Annotated in this window: 26 protein-coding genes; 8 read left to right on the top strand and 18 right to left on the bottom strand. The window is 62.2% G+C overall.

What is annotated here, in order from left to right; all coding sequences use genetic code 11:
• The first annotated feature begins 37 nt into the window (after window positions 1-37).
• The gene (uppS, locus tag V8P86_RS04030) at window positions 38-946 is read left to right on the top strand and encodes a polyprenyl diphosphate synthase (protein WP_336325953.1); all 909 of its coding nucleotides are present in this window, start codon (window positions 38-40) and stop codon (window positions 944-946) included.
• A gap of 29 nt (window positions 947-975) precedes the next feature.
• Here the strand turns inward: uppS and V8P86_RS04025 are convergent, their stop codons facing one another.
• Window positions 976-1,476, bottom strand: coding sequence for a pyridoxamine 5'-phosphate oxidase family protein (locus tag V8P86_RS04025; RefSeq protein WP_336325952.1), 501 nt, complete (start codon window positions 1,474-1,476; stop codon window positions 976-978).
• Window positions 1,477-1,589: 113 nt separating this feature from the next.
• Here V8P86_RS04025 and V8P86_RS04020 point away from each other — a divergent pair, with 113 nt between their 5' ends.
• Window positions 1,590-2,264, top strand: a complete 675-nt coding sequence (locus V8P86_RS04020) for an HD domain-containing protein (protein ID WP_336325951.1) — start codon at window positions 1,590-1,592, stop codon at window positions 2,262-2,264.
• A 6-nt stretch (window positions 2,265-2,270) separates the two neighbouring features.
• Here the strand turns inward: V8P86_RS04020 and V8P86_RS04015 are convergent, their stop codons facing one another.
• The 4 genes from V8P86_RS04015 to V8P86_RS04000 all read right to left on the bottom strand — a co-directional run bounded on the left by V8P86_RS04015 (window position 2,271) and on the right by V8P86_RS04000 (window position 4,384).
• Entirely contained in the window at window positions 2,271-2,879 is a 609-nt protein-coding gene (locus tag V8P86_RS04015) for an undecaprenyl diphosphate synthase family protein (protein ID WP_336325950.1), read from the bottom strand.
• Window positions 2,880-2,931: 52 nt separating this feature from the next.
• A complete protein-coding gene (locus V8P86_RS04010) occupies window positions 2,932-3,378 on the bottom strand; it encodes a DUF5793 family protein (RefSeq protein ID WP_336325949.1) in 447 nt (148 codons plus the stop codon).
• Window positions 3,379-3,464: 86 nt separating this feature from the next.
• Window positions 3,465-3,749 carry a PadR family transcriptional regulator gene (locus V8P86_RS04005; protein WP_336325948.1) on the bottom strand — a complete coding sequence of 95 codons (285 nt, stop codon included), beginning with the start codon at window positions 3,747-3,749 and terminating at the stop codon, window positions 3,465-3,467.
• A 2-nt stretch (window positions 3,750-3,751) separates the two neighbouring features.
• On the bottom strand, window positions 3,752-4,384 hold the full coding sequence (locus tag V8P86_RS04000) for a DUF8528 domain-containing protein (protein WP_336325947.1): 633 nt from the start codon (window positions 4,382-4,384) through the stop codon (window positions 3,752-3,754).
• Window positions 4,385-4,492: 108 nt separating this feature from the next.
• Between V8P86_RS04000 and V8P86_RS03995 the strand changes: the two genes are divergently transcribed.
• Complete coding sequence (locus V8P86_RS03995; protein WP_336325946.1) at window positions 4,493-4,774, top strand: DUF7111 family protein; 282 nt, start codon at window positions 4,493-4,495, stop codon at window positions 4,772-4,774.
• 13 nt (window positions 4,775-4,787) lie between these two features.
• Here V8P86_RS03995 and V8P86_RS03990 read toward each other — a convergent pair whose 3' ends face one another.
• A complete protein-coding gene (locus V8P86_RS03990; protein WP_336325945.1) occupies window positions 4,788-4,958 on the bottom strand; it encodes a hypothetical protein in 171 nt (56 codons plus the stop codon).
• A 49-nt stretch (window positions 4,959-5,007) separates the two neighbouring features.
• A complete protein-coding gene (locus V8P86_RS03985) occupies window positions 5,008-5,145 on the bottom strand; it encodes a hypothetical protein (RefSeq protein WP_336325944.1) in 138 nt (45 codons plus the stop codon).
• 123 nt (window positions 5,146-5,268) lie between these two features.
• On the opposite strand from V8P86_RS03985, the gene V8P86_RS03980 reads away from it, so the two are divergent.
• On the top strand, window positions 5,269-5,514 hold the full coding sequence (locus V8P86_RS03980) for a glutaredoxin family protein (protein WP_336325943.1): 246 nt from the start codon (window positions 5,269-5,271) through the stop codon (window positions 5,512-5,514).
• Between the two features lie 17 nt (window positions 5,515-5,531).
• Here V8P86_RS03980 and V8P86_RS03975 read toward each other — a convergent pair whose 3' ends face one another.
• From V8P86_RS03975 to V8P86_RS03960, 4 genes are all read right to left on the bottom strand, one after another.
• Window positions 5,532-6,782 (bottom strand): methyl-accepting chemotaxis protein, encoded by a 1,251-nt coding sequence (locus V8P86_RS03975; protein WP_336325942.1) that lies wholly within the window; start codon window positions 6,780-6,782, stop codon window positions 5,532-5,534.
• An 84-nt stretch (window positions 6,783-6,866) separates the two neighbouring features.
• The gene (locus V8P86_RS03970; protein WP_442909365.1) at window positions 6,867-7,775 is read right to left on the bottom strand and encodes a DMT family transporter; all 909 of its coding nucleotides are present in this window, start codon (window positions 7,773-7,775) and stop codon (window positions 6,867-6,869) included.
• A 100-nt stretch (window positions 7,776-7,875) separates the two neighbouring features.
• Entirely contained in the window at window positions 7,876-8,199 is a 324-nt protein-coding gene (locus V8P86_RS03965; protein WP_336325941.1) for a thiamine-binding protein, read from the bottom strand.
• A gap of 89 nt (window positions 8,200-8,288) precedes the next feature.
• Window positions 8,289-8,888 (bottom strand): PH domain-containing protein, encoded by a 600-nt coding sequence (locus V8P86_RS03960; RefSeq protein ID WP_336325940.1) that lies wholly within the window; start codon window positions 8,886-8,888, stop codon window positions 8,289-8,291.
• Between the two features lie 261 nt (window positions 8,889-9,149).
• Here V8P86_RS03960 and dpsA point away from each other — a divergent pair, with 261 nt between their 5' ends.
• Entirely contained in the window at window positions 9,150-9,695 is a 546-nt protein-coding gene (gene dpsA / locus V8P86_RS03955) for a DNA starvation/stationary phase protection protein DpsA (protein ID WP_336325939.1), read from the top strand.
• Between the two features lie 195 nt (window positions 9,696-9,890).
• Here the strand turns inward: dpsA and V8P86_RS03950 are convergent, their stop codons facing one another.
• Window positions 9,891-10,058, bottom strand: a complete 168-nt coding sequence (locus tag V8P86_RS03950) for a hypothetical protein (protein WP_336325938.1) — start codon at window positions 10,056-10,058, stop codon at window positions 9,891-9,893.
• Window positions 10,059-10,187: 129 nt separating this feature from the next.
• On the opposite strand from V8P86_RS03950, the gene V8P86_RS03945 reads away from it, so the two are divergent.
• From V8P86_RS03945 to V8P86_RS03935, 3 genes are read left to right on the top strand one after another with little or no spacing between them, the layout of a single operon-like run.
• Window positions 10,188-10,850: a DUF7547 family protein gene (locus V8P86_RS03945; RefSeq protein WP_336325937.1), complete on the top strand. Its 663-nt coding sequence runs from the start codon at window positions 10,188-10,190 to the stop codon at window positions 10,848-10,850.
• Between the two features lie 33 nt (window positions 10,851-10,883).
• Complete coding sequence (locus V8P86_RS03940) at window positions 10,884-12,143, top strand: DNA double-strand break repair nuclease NurA (RefSeq protein WP_336325936.1); 1,260 nt, start codon at window positions 10,884-10,886, stop codon at window positions 12,141-12,143.
• 39 nt (window positions 12,144-12,182) lie between these two features.
• On the top strand, window positions 12,183-12,467 hold the full coding sequence (locus V8P86_RS03935; RefSeq protein WP_336325935.1) for a zinc ribbon domain-containing protein: 285 nt from the start codon (window positions 12,183-12,185) through the stop codon (window positions 12,465-12,467).
• Window position 12,468: 1 nt separating this feature from the next.
• Here V8P86_RS03935 and V8P86_RS03930 read toward each other — a convergent pair whose 3' ends face one another.
• The 6 genes from V8P86_RS03930 to V8P86_RS03905 form a co-directional block, all read right to left on the bottom strand.
• Window positions 12,469-12,819 (bottom strand): DUF7113 family protein, encoded by a 351-nt coding sequence (locus tag V8P86_RS03930; RefSeq protein ID WP_336325934.1) that lies wholly within the window; start codon window positions 12,817-12,819, stop codon window positions 12,469-12,471.
• A 66-nt stretch (window positions 12,820-12,885) separates the two neighbouring features.
• Window positions 12,886-14,043 carry a pyridoxal phosphate-dependent aminotransferase gene (locus V8P86_RS03925; RefSeq protein ID WP_336325933.1) on the bottom strand — a complete coding sequence of 386 codons (1,158 nt, stop codon included), beginning with the start codon at window positions 14,041-14,043 and terminating at the stop codon, window positions 12,886-12,888.
• Complete coding sequence (gene ribH / locus V8P86_RS03920; protein WP_336325932.1) at window positions 14,036-14,452, bottom strand: 6,7-dimethyl-8-ribityllumazine synthase; 417 nt, start codon at window positions 14,450-14,452, stop codon at window positions 14,036-14,038. Before ribH ends, V8P86_RS03925 begins: the two co-directional genes overlap by 8 nt.
• 49 nt (window positions 14,453-14,501) lie before the next feature.
• Window positions 14,502-15,539, bottom strand: coding sequence for a Brp/Blh family beta-carotene 15,15'-dioxygenase (locus V8P86_RS03915; protein WP_336325931.1), 1,038 nt, complete (start codon window positions 15,537-15,539; stop codon window positions 14,502-14,504).
• 17 nt (window positions 15,540-15,556) lie between these two features.
• Window positions 15,557-16,348 carry a lycopene cyclase domain-containing protein gene (locus V8P86_RS03910; protein WP_336325930.1) on the bottom strand — a complete coding sequence of 264 codons (792 nt, stop codon included), beginning with the start codon at window positions 16,346-16,348 and terminating at the stop codon, window positions 15,557-15,559.
• 160 nt (window positions 16,349-16,508) lie between these two features.
• Window positions 16,509-18,506, bottom strand: coding sequence for a bacterio-opsin activator domain-containing protein (locus tag V8P86_RS03905; protein WP_336325929.1), 1,998 nt, complete (start codon window positions 18,504-18,506; stop codon window positions 16,509-16,511).
• Window positions 18,507-18,638 lie beyond the last annotated feature (132 nt).

Raw genomic sequence — 18,638 nt, 5'->3', positions numbered from 1 at the left:
ACACAAGATTAACACCGGACTGCGGCGAAGTAAAGGTATGTTCCGTCGGCTTCGGGCTCCCGTAGAGCAGTTGTACGCACGCGTGCTTGAATCCGAACTCGAAGCGACGCCGTCGCATATCGCGGTCATTCAGGACGGTAACCGCCGGTACGCTGCCAAACAGGGGGTCGAAAAGACGGCCGGTCACCGGAAAGGTGCCGAAACGACGGAGGCCCTGCTCAAGTGGTGTGCCGATCTGGATATCGAAGAAGTGACGCTCTATACGTTTTCGACCGAGAACTTCGAGCGCCCTGCCGACGAGCGCGAAGCGCTGTTCGATCTCGTCACCGAGAAACTCCGTGACTTTGCCGACGCCGACGATGTCCACGAACGGGAGGTCCGCATCCGCGCAATCGGTCAGACGGAGGAACTCCCAGAGCGCGTCCGCGATGCCGTCGACTACGCGGAGTCCCGAACCGAGGGGTACGACCGCCTCCACCTCAACATCGCGCTGGCCTACGGCGGTCGGGCGGAACTGCTCGGGGCAACCCGGAGTATCGCCAGCGCCGTCGAGGCAGGGGAACTGGATCCTGACGAGGTGACGACGGAGACCATCGACGAGGCGCTGCCAGACGGGCCGACCCGCAGCGTGGATCTGATCATCCGCCCGGGCGGCGACGAACGCACCTCGAACTTCCTGCCGTGGCAGGCCAACGGCAACGAGGCTGCCGTCTACTTCACGACTCCGTACTGGCCGGAGTTTCGCCGGATCGACTTCCTCCGAGCACTTAGAACCTACAACTACCGCGAGGAAAGCTGGCACCAGAGTCGGATCCGCCGTGCCCGTGCGCTCGCGAAGGTTTTGAGTGAGATGGCTGGCCAATCTGGCAAGCGAGTCACGTCCTCCGGCGAGGAGGATATGCAGGACGGCGACTCCGCGGAGCAGACTGTCGAATCGCCCAGTTGATATCCCGCTGCCGGTCGTTGCGACAGATCTCACTTATCGCGCGGTGAGTCCGGTTCCGGCTCTCGACCGGCAGGTGTCTCCGTTCGTGCCGAGCGCATCCGATCCGTGAAATCCCAGGTGAACAGTCGATCGGGTTCGATCCGGATCACAAGTTCTTCGCGGTCGTCGGCCAGCAGCATCTCGGCTAACTCTGACTCTGTCCCGCCGAGATAGCGGTCGAGGAGGTTTCTGAGCAGTTCCTTGTCTGCGTCCGGTTCCAGCGTCGCGGTTCCGTTGCCGCGCACGCCCATGTACGGCGGTCGGTTCGTCGAGAGTTCGAAGGAGACGGCGTCGTCACTCCGGAGAAATCGAGCGATGTCGGAGTCTTCGCCCGTTGCACACCGGAACTCGCCGTCCTCGAAGTGATACCACAGTGAGAGCATCCAGAGTCCGCCGTCCGGGCGGTGACAGCCGATCCGTAGCGGCATGAGCGCCTCGTCGAGAAACTGCGCCAACTGCTCGCGGGACCACGGCCCCTTGACTGGTACCATTGCGTAGCAATCACCCGCCCAAGCTAAATCGATTTGGGTGCGCCGGCCACCAGACTGCAATCGGTATTTGAGGGTACGCAAGGCATATCAGACCACCGCTGAACGTCCACACGATGACGGAGGAGTTAGGCTCCCGTGCCCGTGCGTTAGCTGTGCCGTATTACGACGATGCACTGCCAGCCCACGATCAGTTTCACGCGCGACGCGTCCGGAATCTCGCTGTCGCGCTGGCAAATCGCGTCGACGAACCCGTCGACAGAGAGACGCTCGCGGCCACAGCCTGGTTCCACGATATCGGCCGACCCCGAGAGCGGGCCGGTGAGATCGACGACCACGGCGCGTGGGCGGCGACGGAAGCGACCGATCTACTCGCTACCGAACCAGTCTCGGACGACCGCATCGAGGCAATCTCGCACTGTCTCCGGGCACACAGCATCCGACCGAGTTCCCCGGAGCCAGAGACAATCGAAGCGAAACTCCTCTTCGATGCCGACAAACTGGACGCTGCTGGCGCGCGAGGGCTAATCCGACTGGCCTGTATCGTCGGCGAGCGCTCGGGTCGCACCGGCGAGAGATATGCCGTTATCGACGATGCGTCGGCCCACGGCGTCGAGTCGATCGATGGGCCGGACATCACGCTACTTCGTGAGTGGACCCGAGAACGCCTCGATGCGCTGTATACCGATCCGGCTCGGTCGGTCGGGCAGTCGCGCTGGGAGTTTATGACGACGTTTTTCGAGCAGTTCGAGCGTGAACTCCAGACTCGACCGCCGACAACCAGGAATTAAGCGGGGTCACCGCCCGAACCGGCGCTGTCGGCGCTGGAAGTCCTGGAGCGCGCGGAGATAATCCCGCCGCCGGAAGTTCCGCCAGTTCACGTCGGTGAAGTACAACTCGGAGTAGACGGACTGCCAGATCATGAAATCCGAGAGTCGTTCGGCGCCAGTCTTGATGATGAGATCCGGGTCCGACGGGAAGACGAGGCGTCGTTCGATCTCTTCGCCGGTGATCTCTCCGGGGTCGAGTTGCCCGTTCTCGACGGCGGTCGCGATTCCCCGAACCGCCGCTGCGAACTCGTGTTTGCCGCCGAGGCCGATGCTGACCTGTACCGGTGTCGTCGCCCGACTCTCGTCGTCCGGCGACCGAACCGATATCGGATGCGGTGCGTCGATCCGTTCGAGTTCGCGCCTGAGCGTCGAGATCACGTCTTCGTTGCCGACACTGACGTAGACGACGACTCGGTCGGCACCGAACCCGAACGCCCAGTCGAGAAACGCCTCTAGCGTGTCGTATGCGCCGTCTTCGAGGAGATCTCTCTCGGTGATGATCAGCGCAACCGTGTCGGGAAGTGACTCCTCTGCGAGACGGATACGGGTCGCCAGATATCGGTCGTACAGTCCCACAGCGGCCCCTTCGAGTGGGGGGACAGTAAACGTAGGTGGATTCGCTCTCGAGTTAGAGTTCGACGCCGCTCGGAATCAGGCTGTGCTGGCGCAGGAGATTCCCTTCGGCGTCGTAGACGAGCAACGCATCGAGGTCGTAGACGATGGGTTCGCCGTCGGAGCGGTGGATCCGAACGCGGTAACTCCCCTCGTCGGTCTCCTCTCTCGCCGCCGCGACGAGGTCGAGAATATCCTCGCCGGCCGCGTTGACTTCGAGAAGATATTCGCCGGTGACCCGGTGGGTCAAACTACAGACACCCATCGCGTCGTCCGCCTCGTGGTCGTCCTGATACCGGAACGCCGCATCGATCTCTGATGCTGTGATCTGCTCGCCGCTGTCCTCACTGAGTTGTGCTGTCAGTGTCTCCTCGGGGCCGTCGTATTCGATATCGAGCGTCGGGCTATCCGCGTCTGCTGGGTCCAAACTCTCGGCCGCGACTGTGAAGTGGTCTCGCCTCATCCGGTAGTTTACTCTACGACTCCCTCTCCAATGAACGTAACGACCGTACCGGTGGCGAAAGACATACGTGTGAGTACGTCACATACTCAGCGCTCGGCCCGACCGGTCTCACCCAGCAGCCAGTCGAGATGGTCGTCGAGTCGGTCGGCCCCTGCATCGGTGAGTTCGTATACGTCGTGAATGCCCTCGGTCCGAGTCTCGACGAACCCCTGATCTTCGAGGGCGTCGAGCGCACCGTAGAACGACTTCGGATCGATCCGCGTCTCGTAGGTCGATTCGAGGCGGGACTTCAGCGCCTGGGCCTGCAGGGATTCGCCCGCGAGGATCGCACAGATATCACGCCGCCGTCCGCTCTGGAGAAACCGTGGCATCGTTACGCGTGCTGGAGTTGGCCGTCGGCCTCTACGAACTCCCCGCGGTCGATCGCTTCGTCGATGACTGCCTGGACGTTTCTGGCGTCGAGTTGGTACGCGCTGGTCGCAATTGTGACGACTTCCTCTCGCGTCATCGGAAACTCCCGGTTCCGCAGCAGTCTGAGCACTTGCCCGTAGTTGTCCGGCTTGTCACTTTTCACCGTCTCCGATGACTGGCCCGTCTGAGACGACGCACCTGACTCGGTACTGCTGTTCTCACCGTCGGAGGTGGTGCTCGTCTCAGCGTCGGCGTCGACAGCATCTTCAGATCCTGATTTTTCGGACGGTTTGTCGTCCATCCCGCCCAGGAGTGAGCCGTCTTCGTCGGCACTCGATTCGATCAGGTCGTTCCTGCTGTCCTCGTCGGTCGCTGTCTCTGTTTGGGAACCCGCCTGCGGTTCTCGCCCCCCGTCGGTGGTTCTCTCTGCCCGCTCGATGAGTGGTTCGATCAGCGTCTGCAAGGTGTCCTTGCAAGACCCACAGAGCACGATCCGGCGTCGCTCGGCCTCTGTCGGATCGAGTTCCTCGGGGATGACCTCGAAGGTTCCGACCGCTTGTTCGCCACAGAACTCACAGCTCCGAAGTGCGCGCATGGGGATGACTACCGACGCAGCCGCAAAAAAGCGTATCGAACGCCGGCTGGCGACGGCAATCCGGTCGGGAACCGACACACAAAGGTGCCAGCAGGCCAACAGCGGCGTATGAGTGAGGACGAAACCACGGCTGAGGCGGATTCCGTGACCGCGCAGTACCGCGAGACCGAGACCGAGCGACTGCTGGTCTTCCGTCGCGACGGCTCGGAAGCAGCCATCGCACAGAATATCGAGGGGTACGCGATGCTCAAGGTTCGTGACAGTGCCGACGGTGACGAACTCGAACGATACTACGGCTTCGACATGGCACTGGACCACGCCGGCGAACTCCTCGGCGTCTCGGGCCACGATCTGCCGGTCCCCGACGCCGCGGCCGACATGGGAATGTAACTTTTCGGCGGACTCAGACTTCCCGCTCGAAGACCATTCCGATGGTCGTCCCGTCGCGTTCGAGCGTTTCAGTCAGTCGCCAGCCTTCGCTGGCGTACTCGTTGATGACCGACTCGATGTTGCCCATCTTTCGGCCCCGGGCCTCCGTGGCGTGTGTCGTGTAGACGTAGCGTTGGTCTGCCATACGTTATCGAGGTCATCCGCCGATAAAAAATCGGTGGGCAAGCGGCCGCTTACAGCAGCAGCGAGAAGATAAGATACGGGATGCCGAAGACGACTGCCGTGAGAACCGCCAGAATGATGCCGTACCCGACAATCGCGCCGACGCCGGTGAAAAACGCGGGATGTGTGAGTTCGTTCGGGAGTTCCATACCTGTGTTCAGAAATGTGGTTACTTAATTCTGTGGAACTGTTTCGACGGGAGCGGAGTCGGTCGTGCAACGGTGATACACGTCGGCCGCACAGTTAATGCCGACTTGGGTGAATACTGGACCATGACACAGATCGAGCTGTACGACAGAGAAGATTGCCCCTACTCACAGAAAGTGCGCGCAAAACTCAGCGACCTCGACCTCGACTACGACGAAACGGTCGTCCCGGACGCCCACAGTGACCGGACGGAAGTCGAGGACAGAACCGGTCAGACCGGCGTTCCGGTGCTGTTCGACGAGCAGATGGACGAGGAGTTTCTCGCGGACAGCAACGAAATCGTCGCCTATCTGGACCGGCAGTACAACTGAGGGCCCTGCCTGAACGCTTAGAGGGACTGCGCGAACGTCTTGAGATCGGAGCGCTGAGTCTCGTTTGCCTGTGCGATCTGTGAGAGTTCCTCGGAGATCCGCGAGGCCTTTCGAGAGGCTTCGTCGATCATCATCGCCAGTTCCTCGGCGCTTTCGGACTGTTCTTCGGTCGCCGTTTCGACCTCGTCCAGCGCCGTCGAAACGTTCGTCACGAGTTCTTCGATATCACTGAACGTCTCCAGGGCGCGCTTGCTCGCCTCGTAGCCCTCGCTGGTCTCGTCTTCGAGTTCGTCCAGTTCCTCTGCGGCCTGTTCGGTCCCGGCCTGGATGCTGTCGACCAGTTCCTCGATTTCGCCGGCCTGTGTCTTGCTCTCCTCGGCGAGATTTTTCACCTCGTCGGCGACGACGGCGAATCCGTCGCTGTCGCCGCCCGCGCGGGCGGCCTCGATGGAGGCGTTCAGCGCGAGCATGTTCGTCTGGTCGGCGATGTCGTTGATCACGTCGACGATGTCGTCGATTTCGTCGGTCCGTTCCTGCAGGGAGTCGACCTGTTCGCGGACCTCGACGGCATTTTGGTTGATCCGCTCCATTCGGTCGGTCATCTCCTCGGCGCGCTCGTACCCCTCCCGAGTCAACTCCTGGGCGCTGTTGCTCTGCTCGTTGACTTCCTGTGTCGTGGCGGCAATCTCCTCGGTCGCGGCGTTGATATCGCTGACCTCGCCCGCGATGTTGTCGGTGTTGTCGGCCTGCTGTTCGACGAGGGTCTCGATCTCGAAGGAACTTTCCTCGATCTCGGTCGCGCGGTCGATCAGGCGCTCGACCGATTCGCGAGCGTCCGTGGCGGTGATCGATTGCCCCCCTCCAGCGAGTCGGGGTGCCAGCGAAGCGGTGTCCGTCGTGATTACGCGGCCGAGTGCCGCCTCGGCACCCTCGGGTGGCTGTTTGACAGGGCGATACTCGCCGGAGAGGAGCGCCGCCTGAACGGTCGAGATCGCAGCAAAGAGATCTCCGCTAGCCACATCCCTGTCGGCAACTAGATTGGTGAGTTTCCCGTAAGCAGCCTCCCCGTTCGGAAGCGTGTTCGTGAAGTACTCCGTCGTACAGGTCTGGAGTCCACTGGGTTGATCAGCCAACTGTTCGGTGACGAACGACTCGGTCTCGCTCCGGGAGGCTGGCAGCAGTGTCTCGGCCAGCACTCTGAGCGCGTCGGCGTCAGTATCGAAGGTCGTGGCCTCTTCCGGTCCAACTTCGTTGCTGGGTGTACTCATTACGTTCACCTTCGAGTGGATCACAGATAATGATTAGCTTACGGTCGGATTAGTTTCGTGTCACAAATGCTTGCTGACCAGTCGCTATTCGCTTTCCCTCGGCACATCGGCCGCTGGCTCTTCGGCTTCGTCGGTCCGTTCTGTCGCGGTCGTCACGATGCCAGCGAGGACGACGGCCCCGCCGAGGAGAGTCAGGGGCGTCGGCGTCTCGGCGAGTAACAGCGCCGCGAGGACAGTCGCACCGATCGGTTCGCCGAGCAGCGAGACCGAGACGACGCTGGATTCGAGATGAGCTAGCGCCCAGTTGATCACGGTGTGCCCGAGCAGACCTGGACCGACCGCCAGCCCGACGAAGACGAGCCACTCCTGGCTACCGTAGCCGGTCAGCGGGTGGCCCTGCGCCAGCACGAGCGCGAGGAGACCGACCGTACAGACACTGTAGACGACCACGACGTAGGGGATCAATGCCAGCCGCTGGCGCAGCGAGCGCCCGGCGAGGACGTACCCCGCAGCCATGACCGCGCCGAGGAGCGCGAGGCTGTTTCCGAGTAATGGATTCGCCCCGACGACGCCGCCGAACAGATCACCGAGTGACATCGTGACGATGCCGGCGACGGCGACGAGAATACCGATTGTGACTCGTCGGGTCACCCGCTCCGAGAGCAGCGCCCACGCGCCAACCGCGACGAAAATCGGCTGGGACTGAACGAGCGTGACGCTGGCGGCGACGCTCGTCCACGCGAGACTCTCGAACCACGAGGCGAAATGTACTGCGAGCGCGAGCCCTGACAGACCGGCGAACAGCAGGTCACGCCGGTCCATCGCCCGGAACTGCTGGCGGTACCGGAGGAGTGCGACCGGAAGTAGCGGTAGCGTCGTGAACAGGACGCGATACATGGCGGCGACTGCGGAGGGGGCCGAACTCAGGCGAACGAGAATCGCGCCGGTGCTGATCGCACAGATCGAGACGGCGAGTCCGACGTACGGTGCGATTCCATCGCCGGAACGGACGGCGGCCACATACTCACCGAACCGGCGGCGGATCGCGACCGACGACAGTGTCCTCACGGCTGGGCAGTGGAGTCTCCGGGATTTACTGGTTTCGCCCGCCCTGGCTTTTCGCTTCCCGTCCGAGATGCTCTTCGACTTTCTCGACCTTCCGTTCGGCAGCCTCCTCGACGGTCCGCTTGTCGTCGATTTTCAGGAACGTCCCCACTCGATGGCCGTCGACGGCCTCGTGTGCGGCCTCGGCGGCCGCGAACAACTCGCCTACCTCGCTGGCTTCGAGAATCGTCCCCATCGGCGTCGTCTCGTACTCGATGTCGAACTCTTCTAAGGCGTCGACGGCCTTCGCGATTTCTGGTGCCATGCTCCCTTCGACTCTCGGCGAGACGCTCAGGAATGCTGTCGCTGTCATACTCCTGGATACGGTCGGACCGAACTAAATGCCCTGCGGGTGCTCCCCCACGCGTTACCGTGCGTGGGGCACCCTCCTCAACAGTCCCGTCAGTCCATCTTCGAGGCGTTCTGTCGTTCTCTGATGATCTGTGCGATCTGCTCGTAGTTGGAGATGCCACCGAAAGTCATCCCCTGGAACCGCCCGATTCCGGTCGAGAGGATATCCGCCGAGACGGTGATGTGACCGTGGCCGAGCAGCCGTTCGATCAGCGATGCGCCGGTTTGCAGCCCTCGGATGTCGACCATCCAGGCCTCGCTGGTCGTCTTCGACGAAAGCCCGATCACCTTCATCATTCGGCGGTCAGTGACCACGTATCTCAGTTTCCGCCGTTGATAGAACACGTAGCCGACGATGACTCCGCCGACGAGGAGACCGCCGATTACGGCCTCGTTGCCGGCGACGAATCCGCCGATGATAATGAGTCCGGCAACTATCAACTGGAGACTGTACGCCGACCACGCGGGTCTGGCATCGATCAGAACTTCTTCACCGTCCAGCAGCGACACCGATGCCTGCTGTGGCGGGTTCGACTGCTGTGCGGTCCGTGGCTGCTGTGTGTGCTGGGCTGTCTGTGACTGCTGTCGTTGGCCCTGGTCGTCCCGTGAGCGCTGGTGATCCGACTGTTGTGTCTGATCGTCTCGTGACATTCGTTAGCTACTACAAGTAAACTTCTAAATAATAGTTATTTAGATATATTTACATTTGGCTGCTCTGCGTTGTTACGCGCTCGCTGTTCGCTCCGCCCGCTGAACGCCGTCGTGAGTCTCCTCCCGAACATGTTTTTGGCCCCAAACGAATGTCGGATATCAAAAAGCGATACTCGGTATCGGAACAATTGGTTTTGGGATACCAAAATATATTTTCTAAACAGGTAGATTTATACCCTTGGCGCGAGAATTATGGCTTGTATGAGCACCCAGAAAGAAGCGATGCGAGAATTCGGCACAGTAGAAGAAAACGACCTGCGACTCGACACAGACAAATCAGAGCAGATCATCGACGCGCTGAACACGGACCTCGCGGCGACGTTCACGCTCTATCACCAGCTCCGGAAACACCACTGGAACGTCGAGGGTGCGGAGTTCCGTGATCTGCACATCTTCCTCGGCGAGGCCGCCGAGCGCGCCGAAGAAGCAGCCGACGAAATCGCCGAGCGCGCACAGGCGCTGGGCGGGACGCCGGTCGCCGGTCTCGGACAGATTCAGGAGCACTCCCCAGTCGAAGCCGAGGACGACGACATCTACGAAATTCGGACCTCACTCGCGCACGACCTCGAAATGTACGGCGACATCATCGAGTCGCTGCGTGACCACGTCGAACTCGCGACGAACCTCGGCGACCACGCGACGGCGGAGATTCTCCGACAGATCCTCGTCGAAGTCGAGGAAGACGCTCACCACATCGAACACTACCTCGGCGACGACACGCTGGTCACCGAGGAGACGATGAACTAATTGGGTGCATTACGTCCCCCCGATTTCGACAGACAACTGATTTTGCGACGGGTTTTTTCCGGACGACTCGCCACGTCGAGCCCTCGCTAACCGAGAAGAGTCACGCATCGCTGACCGGATGGCTCGGACGCACAGAAACGAACTCGGGGTGGAGAGTTGACTGGAGAGCAGGCGTCAGAGGGGTTCGATCTGGAGCTACCGGGTTAACTCGACGGTGTAATCGGTCGCTATCCAGCCGTCGGTGTTGTCCTGTTCGGTGAACACGACCTTTTCGGGGCAACTGACGTGGGCAGTCACGTCACAGTCCAGGCAGATATCTGGGGACTGCTCGGTTTTCTCCATCTCGTAATCGGTGGCTTTCATCACCTGGACTTAGGCGACCCTAAAACTAAAAGGGTTTTGGCTTACCTAAACGAGTGGGGTCAGGGAAAATCTATATATCACAGAAACAGCGGAGAGCGTTTTTGTAGCAGGCAGGCGTACGTCCGAGACATGAGTGATTCGGGAGATCCGGACGTGACGCGGCTGTTGCGCGATCTCACGCGGGAACTGCAGACGCTGCAGCGGGAACTGGACTCCGAGGGGTCTGGGCGGTTGTCCACCCGTCGCCAACTCTCGCGGTTCACCAGCGAGATCGCGATTCCGAGCGTCATCCTGGTGCTCGAGACGAACATCCGCGCACTGAAACTGCTCCGCCGGACGATCCGACTCGCGGAGGGCCGCGAGCCGCGGAGCCAGCACAGTCGAGCGGCCGGAGAGGTTCGTGACCGGGCGGAGCTACTGGGACAGCAGGCGCTGTCCCGACTGGACCAGACCCTCGAAACTGTCCAGTCCTCGCTGGAAGAGGAGGGTGCCGACGAGGACGTTCGCCGATTGCTGGCTGAGGCGCGCTCGCTTCAAGACCAGATCAGCCAACAACTCGCGACCGAAGAGTCCACTGGAGAAGACAGGACTGAGGATGGGACGACCGTCGGCGTCGACTCCGGGGAGAGCGAACCGGTGAACATCGATGTGGACGCAGAGTTGCAGACGTTGAAGGACAATCTCGAAGACGACGATGGCGACGAACCGGACGGAACGAACGGAGACGGGGACGCCGGAGCGGATGGTTCGGACAGTGGGGAATACGACTCGGGCGGACACGACGCTCCCTGATAGCTTTTTACCCGTGGCCATGCAACGGCAGCCATGACACTCGATCCCGTCCACGTGGACGGCATCGCCGACCTCGCAACCGAGGTGAAGACGGCCGTCGACGAGACCGACCAGACGGAACTCGCCGAGCGGGCCTTCGCCGAGTTTCTCGATCCGCTGTACGACAGCGATGGCTCGGTCGTGCTCGATCCGCTGGGCGAGCACGGCAAACACAAAGTCCCGATTGCCGATATCGCGTTGACCGACGCGCCGTTTCCCACCCAGCACGGTCTCGACGCGGGGACGATCAATCCGACGACGTTCAAAAACGGGCTGGTGATCGACGTTTCCCAGGCCGCGATGGCGGCCGTTCCATCTGACGTGGATCTGCACCGCGCTCGGAGTATCGTGATGACTGTCCACACGAACGACACCGCGGCGTCCTTCGACGAGACCGACTGGCGGATGGTCGACGAAGGGTACGCGCGTCGACGCATCCTGCGCGCGCCGCGGGTCGACCGCCACGAACAGGTCGTCGTCCACGCGCTGGCGCTGTATCTCGCCGAGAGCGAGCACGCCCTCCAGCAGAGCGATGTCGTCGAGGATCTGCTCGTGCTCGACGGCCCGATCTACCCAACTGGCCTGCTGAAGTGGGTCGAGCGCGACCCCGAACTGGAACGGCTGATCATCGAACGCGAGGAGTTCACCGACGTAATCGCCAACTATCTGGATCTGGTCGAGACCTTCGTGGAGCGAGACATTCCGCTGGCTGGCTTCGTCAAAAACAGCGCCTCGAAGGCGCTCACCCGCGAACTCCGCCGGGCGGTCGGCGCGCCGTGGGTCAACGACCAGGACTTCTTCCGGCGGGTGCTCGAACGCCCCGACGAGAACGGCGACCCGAAAACCGACACGCTGACCTTCACGGGCTGGTATCGCTCCCGCGCCGGAACTGACGGCGTCCTCGCCGACGGCACCATCGAACTCGACAAACAGCGCGAACTCGACGACGAGGACTACGAAGTTACCTTCTTCGTCATCTACGACCCTCGCGACGACCTGATCTATCGGGTGGAAGCTCCCTACGTGTTCACCCGCGAGCGAGAGCGTCGCGAGGCACTGACGACGCAGTTTCTCGGCGCGGTGGCACGCGAGCGCGGGCCGCCGCTGGCCGTCGGGAAGGCCGACGAACTGGCGCGGATCGACCGACAGGGCAAGGCGACGATCCGCCGCCGGATCGAACACACCTTCGAGACCGGTCAACAGACCGATTACAACGACAAACGCTGGGGGCCGGCCGAGCGGATGGATCTGTAAGGCCCGAACATTCAGGACTGTCGACACCGTAGCTCCGATATGGTCGGGGTTGGGTTCCTCATCTGGGTCGGCTGGCTCTGTCTCGGGCTGATCGGCCTCGCTATCGGGCTGTACGTGCTCCGCAATATCGTTCGAGAGGCCCGCGAGCGAAACCGTGGAGAGGGGCCGGGCAGCCCGGGCGACGAGCCTGTGGATCCCACGCCCGACGAACGAGCGGTGCTCGAAACAGACCGCGAAGGGATTCCGCAATTGATCTGCTCGAACTGCCAAACCCCGAACGATCCCTCGTTCCAGTACTGTAGCGAATGCGCCGCAAAACTGTAGTTCAGGACGGCTGAACCGCGTTTTCGTCCTCGTCGAGGACTTCGATTTCGACCGCCTCGCGGTCGACGCCGAGACGGACGAACTGCGTCCGGAGGTGTTCTCTCGCGGCCGTGAGCGCGGCCTCGCGACTCTCGAACCCGCGAGGCATCGGCGACTCGAAGGCGACCTGTAGCTCTCGGCCGTCGATGGTCTGGGTGGAACCACCGCTCTCGACCTCGTAGAACTCGTCGCAGACCCAGACGTACGGCGCGTCTGTGTTCGGCGATCCGCTGTACTCCGGAGGGGACTCGCCCTCCTCGAAAATCGTCCCCGTCAGCGCGCTATCGCCAGCCCAACCGCGGACAAGTAACATACTCGTCTTACGCTGTCGTGGGCAAAAAGTCGTCCGTTCCCCGCCAGCGAACCGAATTCTGAACCGTTACAGCAGGTCTTCGGCTTCCAGTCGGTCGATCGCTTCCTGCAGGCGTTCTTTGCTGTTGGCGTAGGAGATTCGCGCGTAGCCGGGCGTGCCGAAGGCACTGCCGGGCACCGTCGCGACGTGGGCCTCGCTGATCGCGTCGTCACACCAGGCCTGATCGTCGTCGGCGACGGGCAGCATCATGTAGAAGGCACCTTTCGGCTCAGAGACCTCGACACCGCGGGACTCGAACTCCTCGACGAGGAAATCACGCCGGTCCTCGAAGGCGTCGCGCATCTCGGCGACTTCCTCGTCGGTGTTCTCCAGCGCCTCGACGCCGGCGTGCTGGACGAAGTTGACAGCACAGGAGACGGAGTGGCCGTGGACCTTGCCGGCCTGCTCGACGATTTCTTCGGGCGCGGCAAAGTACCCCAACCGCCAGCCAGTCATCGCGTAGGCTTTCGAGAAGCCGTTGAGCGTGAGCGTCCGGTCTTCCATCCCGTCGAGGGTGCCGAGGCTCGTCATCTCGACATCGTCGTAGGTGATCTCCTTGTAAATCTCGTCGGAGATTACGAGGAAGTCGTGCTCGACAGCCAGGTCCCGGATGCCTTCCAGCGCAGCATCCGAGTAGACGGCGCCGTGCGGGTTGCCCGGCGAGTTGACGACGAGCATGTCGGTGTCGTCCGAAACCGTCTCGGCGAGTTCGTCCAGCGCGGGTTCGAGCTGGAAATCGTGGGCTGCGGTGTCGACGCGCTTGAGATCCGCGCCGGCGATTTTGGCCATCGCCTCGTAGGACACCCACGCCGGATCGAGGAGAACGACTTCGTCGCCCTCCTGGGTCAGCGTCTGGAAGAGTTCGAACAGCGCCTGTTTCCCACCGGGCGTGACCATGATGTTCTCGGGGCCGTACTGGTCGAGGCCGTCGTCGTCGAGTTTGTCGGCGATAGCCTCTTTGAGTTGCGGGATCCCCGACGATGTCGTGTAGCCGGTGTGCCCTGCTTCGAGTGCCTCCTCGGCGGCGTCTTTGATGTTCTGCGGCGTGTCGAAATCCGGCTCACCGACACTCAGATCGACGACGTCGACGCCGTCGGCTTCGAGTTCGGCGGCCTTGTTGCTGATAGCGAGCGTGGCGCTCGGCGATACACGTTCGACGCGGTCTGTGAAATTGTACTCAGTCATTTGTAAGTTCGGAAGCGAGATCGATTGCGCTCTCGACGGCGGTCGCACCGTAGTCGATTCGGGCGACAGCCTCGTCTTGGCTCATCCCCGGGCCGGTGATCCCCAGCGCGACGGGCGTGTCGCGGTCGAGGCTAACGTCGGTCAGGCCCTGTGCGGCGGCGTCGGCGATCACCTGATCGTGGTCGGTGTCGCCGGTGACGATTGCGCCGATCACCGCGACGGCGTCGATATCCTCGCGGCGCGCCAACCGGTCGGCGGCCAGGGGCGTATCGTACGAACCCGGCACTTCTAGCGTCTCGACGATCTCAGCGCCGCGGTCGGCCGCGGCCTCGCGCGCCTGCTCTGCCATCTCCATCGTGATCGGCCGGTCTTTGTTGAACTGCGCGACCACCAGCCCGAGGCGTACCATGTTCCAAAACCGGGTGTGTGTCCTAAAAGAACTACCGTTCTTCACTCACTCAGAAGACAGCCTGTTCGCGGTCCAGCCAACTGACGATCACGACGTGGGGCAGCGTCAGCACCGCGATGAGGACGAGATACAGTGCCACCAAGCCAGACAATTCGCCCGGCTCTCGCGGAACGAGAACGTACAGCAGACCGAGAAAGACCAATGCACCTGCCGTCATCGGTGCCGCGTCCCAAGCAAACCGGCGAGCGACGGCAGTCACGTCCGAGCGATCCAGCGCTGTCGCCGAATCGTCGTGCAACAGGACCGTCCTGATGACGTGGCGAAGCGAGTGCCAGAAACAGAAGTAGATCCCGATGGCGAGAATCGGCGGGACGACGAGGAAGTACGCCGACAGCAGGCCCATCTCGCCCGCGTCGACGAGCCACGGTCCGCGCTCGTCGGTCCGCAGGTAGCCTAGCGTGATCGTCAGTAGAACTGCAGTTCCGTAGACAGCCGCGACAGCCAGCCGCGGTCCGGTCTCGAACGCCGGTGCGAGCGCGGCGGCCGCGCCGGGATCGAACAGCCCGATCAGCGAGGTGGCGACGAACTCGTACTGGCCGGGGAAGGCGACCAGTGGGACGGCCATCGGCGCACCGCCACGGACCAGCACCGTCAGCGCCTGCTGGCTGGGCGCGCGCAGATAGTCTGCGCCGACGATATCGATCAGTGGGTAGAGTTCGCCCTGTCCCCAGTGAAACCACGTCATGAGGATGAAGAAGACGAATGCGGCGACGGGCCAGACGAACCAGACCAGCCCGTAGGCGACGCCGAAGACGAGATAGATGCCGGCGACGATACCGAGCCAGCGAGCCGTGAGTCCCTCGCCGCGCTGACGAGCGATTACGAGGTGATCGACAGCGCCGTGGGGAAGCCCGAGCAGGAGGACGCTGACAACCAGTGGCGCGTACTGGTAGGTCAGCGGCATCTCACCGACAGCGAGGGCAACGACGGCAACGACAGCCAGTGCGAGCCACCCAGGTCTGATCGAGTACGTTTCGGCGATAGCTCGGGCACGCGCGCTCGGAACTGCGATGTGTTTCGTGGTCATCGATCACGCTGTCGTGGTCATGAGTCGAGATCCGGAGCGGGATTGTTGTTCGTCAGCGCGAGTTTCCACTCGCTCAGTTCTCCTCGTTCGACGCGGTCGAGCAGCCACATGTACATCAGCAGCGTCTGGACGGCAAAGACGCTCGTCATGAAGAAGAACGCGCCTTCCTCGATTGGCAGGCCCAGCACGGTGATTCCCGTCGTGTGGAGATCCGAGAGCACCCAGATGCCCCACTCGATTGCCAGGCGGTCGATCGTCGCCAGGTACAGCGTCGGAACGGCGATACCTACCAGCAGGGTCTTTCTGAGTCGCCAGAGATACGGCCAGCCGAAGCCCCAGTGGATCGAGAGGATCGGCCCCGACCAGAACAGGATCGCACCCAGATAGTACAGCGACTGGACGCCGAGCATCAGATAGCCGACGACGCTGACGACTGCGCCCGCGAGGACGCCGACGCCGCGCTTCCAGAGCGAAATCCTGACCAGCGACACGTCGGCAATCGTCGGGAACTGAAACAGCCACAAGCAGACGACAATCGGCTGGAAGACGAAGAAGAGATACTCCCCGATCGGTGCGTGCCAGATGTAGCCGGTGGTCGCACCCGCACCGTACCACCAGACGCCCTCGGCGATCAGCAGGTTATCCCACGGAATCGTGTAGACGAGCGCGAGCACGAGCAGGATGGCGAGGCCACTCAGCGGCTTCGGCCCCGACCACGCGTTCTCGCGGGTGTACGCGAGCACCCCGAGCAGGATCATCGGCGGGATGACGAACAGCAGATGAAATTCGAGATAGGTCAGTGGTGCCATCTGAGCGATCACTCCCGGACGAGTCGTCGGCCGGGTCGGTTGGTGAAGCGGTCATGTCTCGACGACATTCGACAGCGGAGAGTCCCGACGCGACAGTCCATACTATTCCTTCGCACGGCAGTATAAAAACGCTGCCAGCATACGTGTCAGGTGGTTCCGCTCACTTCGTCTCGAAGAACTCTTCGAGGAGCTTTCGCTGTGCAGCGCGGAGATGCTGGTGGTAGGTCTGCCGGGAGATATCCATCGAATCGGCGAGTTCTTCGCCCGAAACCGGGCGCGGGAACTCGAAGTAATCGCTGAGGTAGGCCGTCTCCAGGGCGGTGTACTGCCGGTCGGTCAGTCGATCCGCGACGGCGGCGACGAACTCTGCGGTGGGTCGTGGGTCTCGTTCGCGTTCGTGCTGGCGGACCAGATTGACGCCGTTGTACGCGGATTCCAGTTCCGACAGCACAGATCGAACGTCACCCTCGACCGGCAGGTCGATATGGAGCTGTGCGGTTTTGGAGTCGCCCGAGACAGACAGATCCCGCAACGTCGCCCCGTACTCCGCGAGTTCTCTGAAGACATCGGCACCCTGTAACTCTAGCGAGGCGGCGATCGTTCCCTCTTGCTGTGCAATCACGAATCCGTCGGTGATCGTCTTACACTGGTTGAGAATGTCCTCGAACTCAGATTCGGACGCAGACATCGTGACGAACACGCGGAGTGCGCTGTCGTCGTCCAATGTCGAGCCGTTGTAACTGACCGACCCGTTCGAGACCTGCGCCAACTCGATCAGCGGGAACGACTCGTCCGTGATCTCGAAGCCGAGTTCGGTCACTCGATCGGCTGTGAGAACCTGTTTGGTCTCGACGGCGTTGATGCCGCTGGCGATCATCTGCCCGAGCGCCTCGAAGATCTTACACTCACGGCGATCCAGTACGTCGGACCGCTCGGCGTAGACCGCAAGGACGCCGTAGGTCGCCCGCCGGTAGGTCAGCGGAACCACGGCCATCGAACTGGCGTTGTACTTCGAGGGAGCGATGCCCGCGGGCAGATCGTTGTCTCCGGAAACGACCTTGACAGTCCCCTGCTCGATAGCCTCCTCGAAGATCGTCTCCGTCCACTCTCCTGCGGTTTCCATCTCGACCGCACCGCTCGTCCCCGTCTGGTTGACCGAGACGGTCGTTCTCGTCCCGGTCACCTTCGACTCGCCGATCCAGGCGTGGCTGTAGCCGTCGGTCTGTGCGATCTCCGCACACACTTCGCCTTCGATCTCCGTCCGGGTCCCGGAGTTGACGAGGATCTGGCTGGTCTCGTTGACCAGCCCACTGATCCGCCCCAGCACCCGCTCCAGGGCCTGTCGTTCCTCCCGAAGCGAGTCGGCGCGCTGTTTGGCCACCGCCTCGGCTTCCTTCCGGTCGGTCACGTCATTCTGGAAGCCGACGAAGTGGGTCAGATTGCCGTCCTCGTCGAACAGCGGCGCGATGGTGACGTGGTTCCAGAACGGCGTTCCGTCTTCCCGGTAGTTGACCACCTCGACGTCGACTGGTTCCCGGGCTTCGATCGCTTCGCGCATCTCGGCGACGGCTTCCTCCTCGGTGTCGGGGCCCTGCAGGAACCGACAGTTCCGCCCGAGCGCCAGATCCGCGTCGTAGCCCGTCAACTCCTCGTAGGCTTCGTTGATGTAGACCATGGGATTGTCCGGCAGCGACGGGTCCGAAATCGTGATGCCAATCGGCGCCTCGTCGACCGCTCTGATGATCGTCTCCGTCGTCGGTGCCGGAACGTCGTCGCTGGTCACGCCCGTCACGTCCGCAATCGTCAGTTCTGTCACAGTCTCGGCGAGTCGGGCCGCCGTCGTCGGCTCGTCTTTGGGGATGTACGACGAGACGCCGGCGTCGATTGCCTGACTCGCCACGTGTTCGTCACCGTGGGCGGTGTACAACACGACCGGCAACGTCTCGTAGCTCTCCCGGATCTCGGCGAGCAGATCGAGCCCCGTCCCGTCCGGAAGCTCGTACTCCGTCACGACAGTATCCACTCTGTTGTTCTGGAGATTCAACAGCGCGTCTGCAATCGACCCAACAACCGTCACTCGGCAGTCCCGGTCTCTGAGTGCCGAGGTTGTCTCGTCGACGGATCCATCATCGACGAGCAAGACTCGTGCTCGTGCCACACACATAACCAGAGTACCACGCATATATAATTTGGTGGGCCAGTTCCGAATACTGGAGTCCGATCCGGGAGACACAAGCGTCACAACCGACTGCTTCGGGACCACTCAGAAAAGCTCTCGGCGGCGCTGGGA

Source organism: Halovenus anhuiensis, assembly GCF_037080055.1.
Taxonomy (GTDB): domain Archaea; phylum Halobacteriota; class Halobacteria; order Halobacteriales; family Haloarculaceae; genus Halovenus.
The sequence above is the reverse complement of the archived record's forward strand: the minus strand, read 5'-3'. Positions and strand labels throughout refer to the sequence as shown.

What these genes read in the sequence shown, in the direction of transcription:
- uppS (WP_336325953.1), top strand. Translation starts at nt 38, where the DNA reads ATGTTCCGTCGGCTTCGGGCTCCCGTAGAGCAGTTGTACGCACGCGTG.
- V8P86_RS04025 (WP_336325952.1), bottom strand. Translation starts at nt 1,476, where the DNA reads ATGGTACCAGTCAAGGGGCCGTGGTCCCGCGAGCAGTTGGCGCAGTTT.
- V8P86_RS04020 (WP_336325951.1), top strand. Translation starts at nt 1,590, where the DNA reads ATGACGGAGGAGTTAGGCTCCCGTGCCCGTGCGTTAGCTGTGCCGTAT.
- V8P86_RS04010 (WP_336325949.1), bottom strand. Translation starts at nt 3,378, where the DNA reads ATGAGGCGAGACCACTTCACAGTCGCGGCCGAGAGTTTGGACCCAGCA.
- V8P86_RS04005 (WP_336325948.1), bottom strand. Translation starts at nt 3,749, where the DNA reads ATGCCACGGTTTCTCCAGAGCGGACGGCGGCGTGATATCTGTGCGATC.
- V8P86_RS04000 (WP_336325947.1), bottom strand. Translation starts at nt 4,384, where the DNA reads ATGCGCGCACTTCGGAGCTGTGAGTTCTGTGGCGAACAAGCGGTCGGA.
- V8P86_RS03995 (WP_336325946.1), top strand. Translation starts at nt 4,493, where the DNA reads ATGAGTGAGGACGAAACCACGGCTGAGGCGGATTCCGTGACCGCGCAG.
- V8P86_RS03990 (WP_336325945.1), bottom strand. Translation starts at nt 4,958, where the DNA reads ATGGCAGACCAACGCTACGTCTACACGACACACGCCACGGAGGCCCGG.
- V8P86_RS03985 (WP_336325944.1), bottom strand. Translation starts at nt 5,145, where the DNA reads ATGGAACTCCCGAACGAACTCACACATCCCGCGTTTTTCACCGGCGTC.
- V8P86_RS03980 (WP_336325943.1), top strand. Translation starts at nt 5,269, where the DNA reads ATGACACAGATCGAGCTGTACGACAGAGAAGATTGCCCCTACTCACAG.
- V8P86_RS03975 (WP_336325942.1), bottom strand. Translation starts at nt 6,782, where the DNA reads ATGAGTACACCCAGCAACGAAGTTGGACCGGAAGAGGCCACGACCTTC.
- V8P86_RS03965 (WP_336325941.1), bottom strand. Translation starts at nt 8,199, where the DNA reads ATGACAGCGACAGCATTCCTGAGCGTCTCGCCGAGAGTCGAAGGGAGC.
- V8P86_RS03960 (WP_336325940.1), bottom strand. Translation starts at nt 8,888, where the DNA reads ATGTCACGAGACGATCAGACACAACAGTCGGATCACCAGCGCTCACGG.
- dpsA (WP_336325939.1), top strand. Translation starts at nt 9,150, where the DNA reads ATGAGCACCCAGAAAGAAGCGATGCGAGAATTCGGCACAGTAGAAGAA.
- V8P86_RS03950 (WP_336325938.1), bottom strand. Translation starts at nt 10,058, where the DNA reads ATGAAAGCCACCGATTACGAGATGGAGAAAACCGAGCAGTCCCCAGAT.
- V8P86_RS03945 (WP_336325937.1), top strand. Translation starts at nt 10,188, where the DNA reads ATGAGTGATTCGGGAGATCCGGACGTGACGCGGCTGTTGCGCGATCTC.
- V8P86_RS03940 (WP_336325936.1), top strand. Translation starts at nt 10,884, where the DNA reads ATGACACTCGATCCCGTCCACGTGGACGGCATCGCCGACCTCGCAACC.
- V8P86_RS03935 (WP_336325935.1), top strand. Translation starts at nt 12,183, where the DNA reads ATGGTCGGGGTTGGGTTCCTCATCTGGGTCGGCTGGCTCTGTCTCGGG.
- V8P86_RS03930 (WP_336325934.1), bottom strand. Translation starts at nt 12,819, where the DNA reads ATGTTACTTGTCCGCGGTTGGGCTGGCGATAGCGCGCTGACGGGGACG.
- V8P86_RS03925 (WP_336325933.1), bottom strand. Translation starts at nt 14,043, where the DNA reads ATGACTGAGTACAATTTCACAGACCGCGTCGAACGTGTATCGCCGAGC.
- ribH (WP_336325932.1), bottom strand. Translation starts at nt 14,452, where the DNA reads ATGGTACGCCTCGGGCTGGTGGTCGCGCAGTTCAACAAAGACCGGCCG.
- V8P86_RS03915 (WP_336325931.1), bottom strand. Translation starts at nt 15,539, where the DNA reads ATGACCACGAAACACATCGCAGTTCCGAGCGCGCGTGCCCGAGCTATC.
- V8P86_RS03910 (WP_336325930.1), bottom strand. Translation starts at nt 16,348, where the DNA reads ATGGCACCACTGACCTATCTCGAATTTCATCTGCTGTTCGTCATCCCG.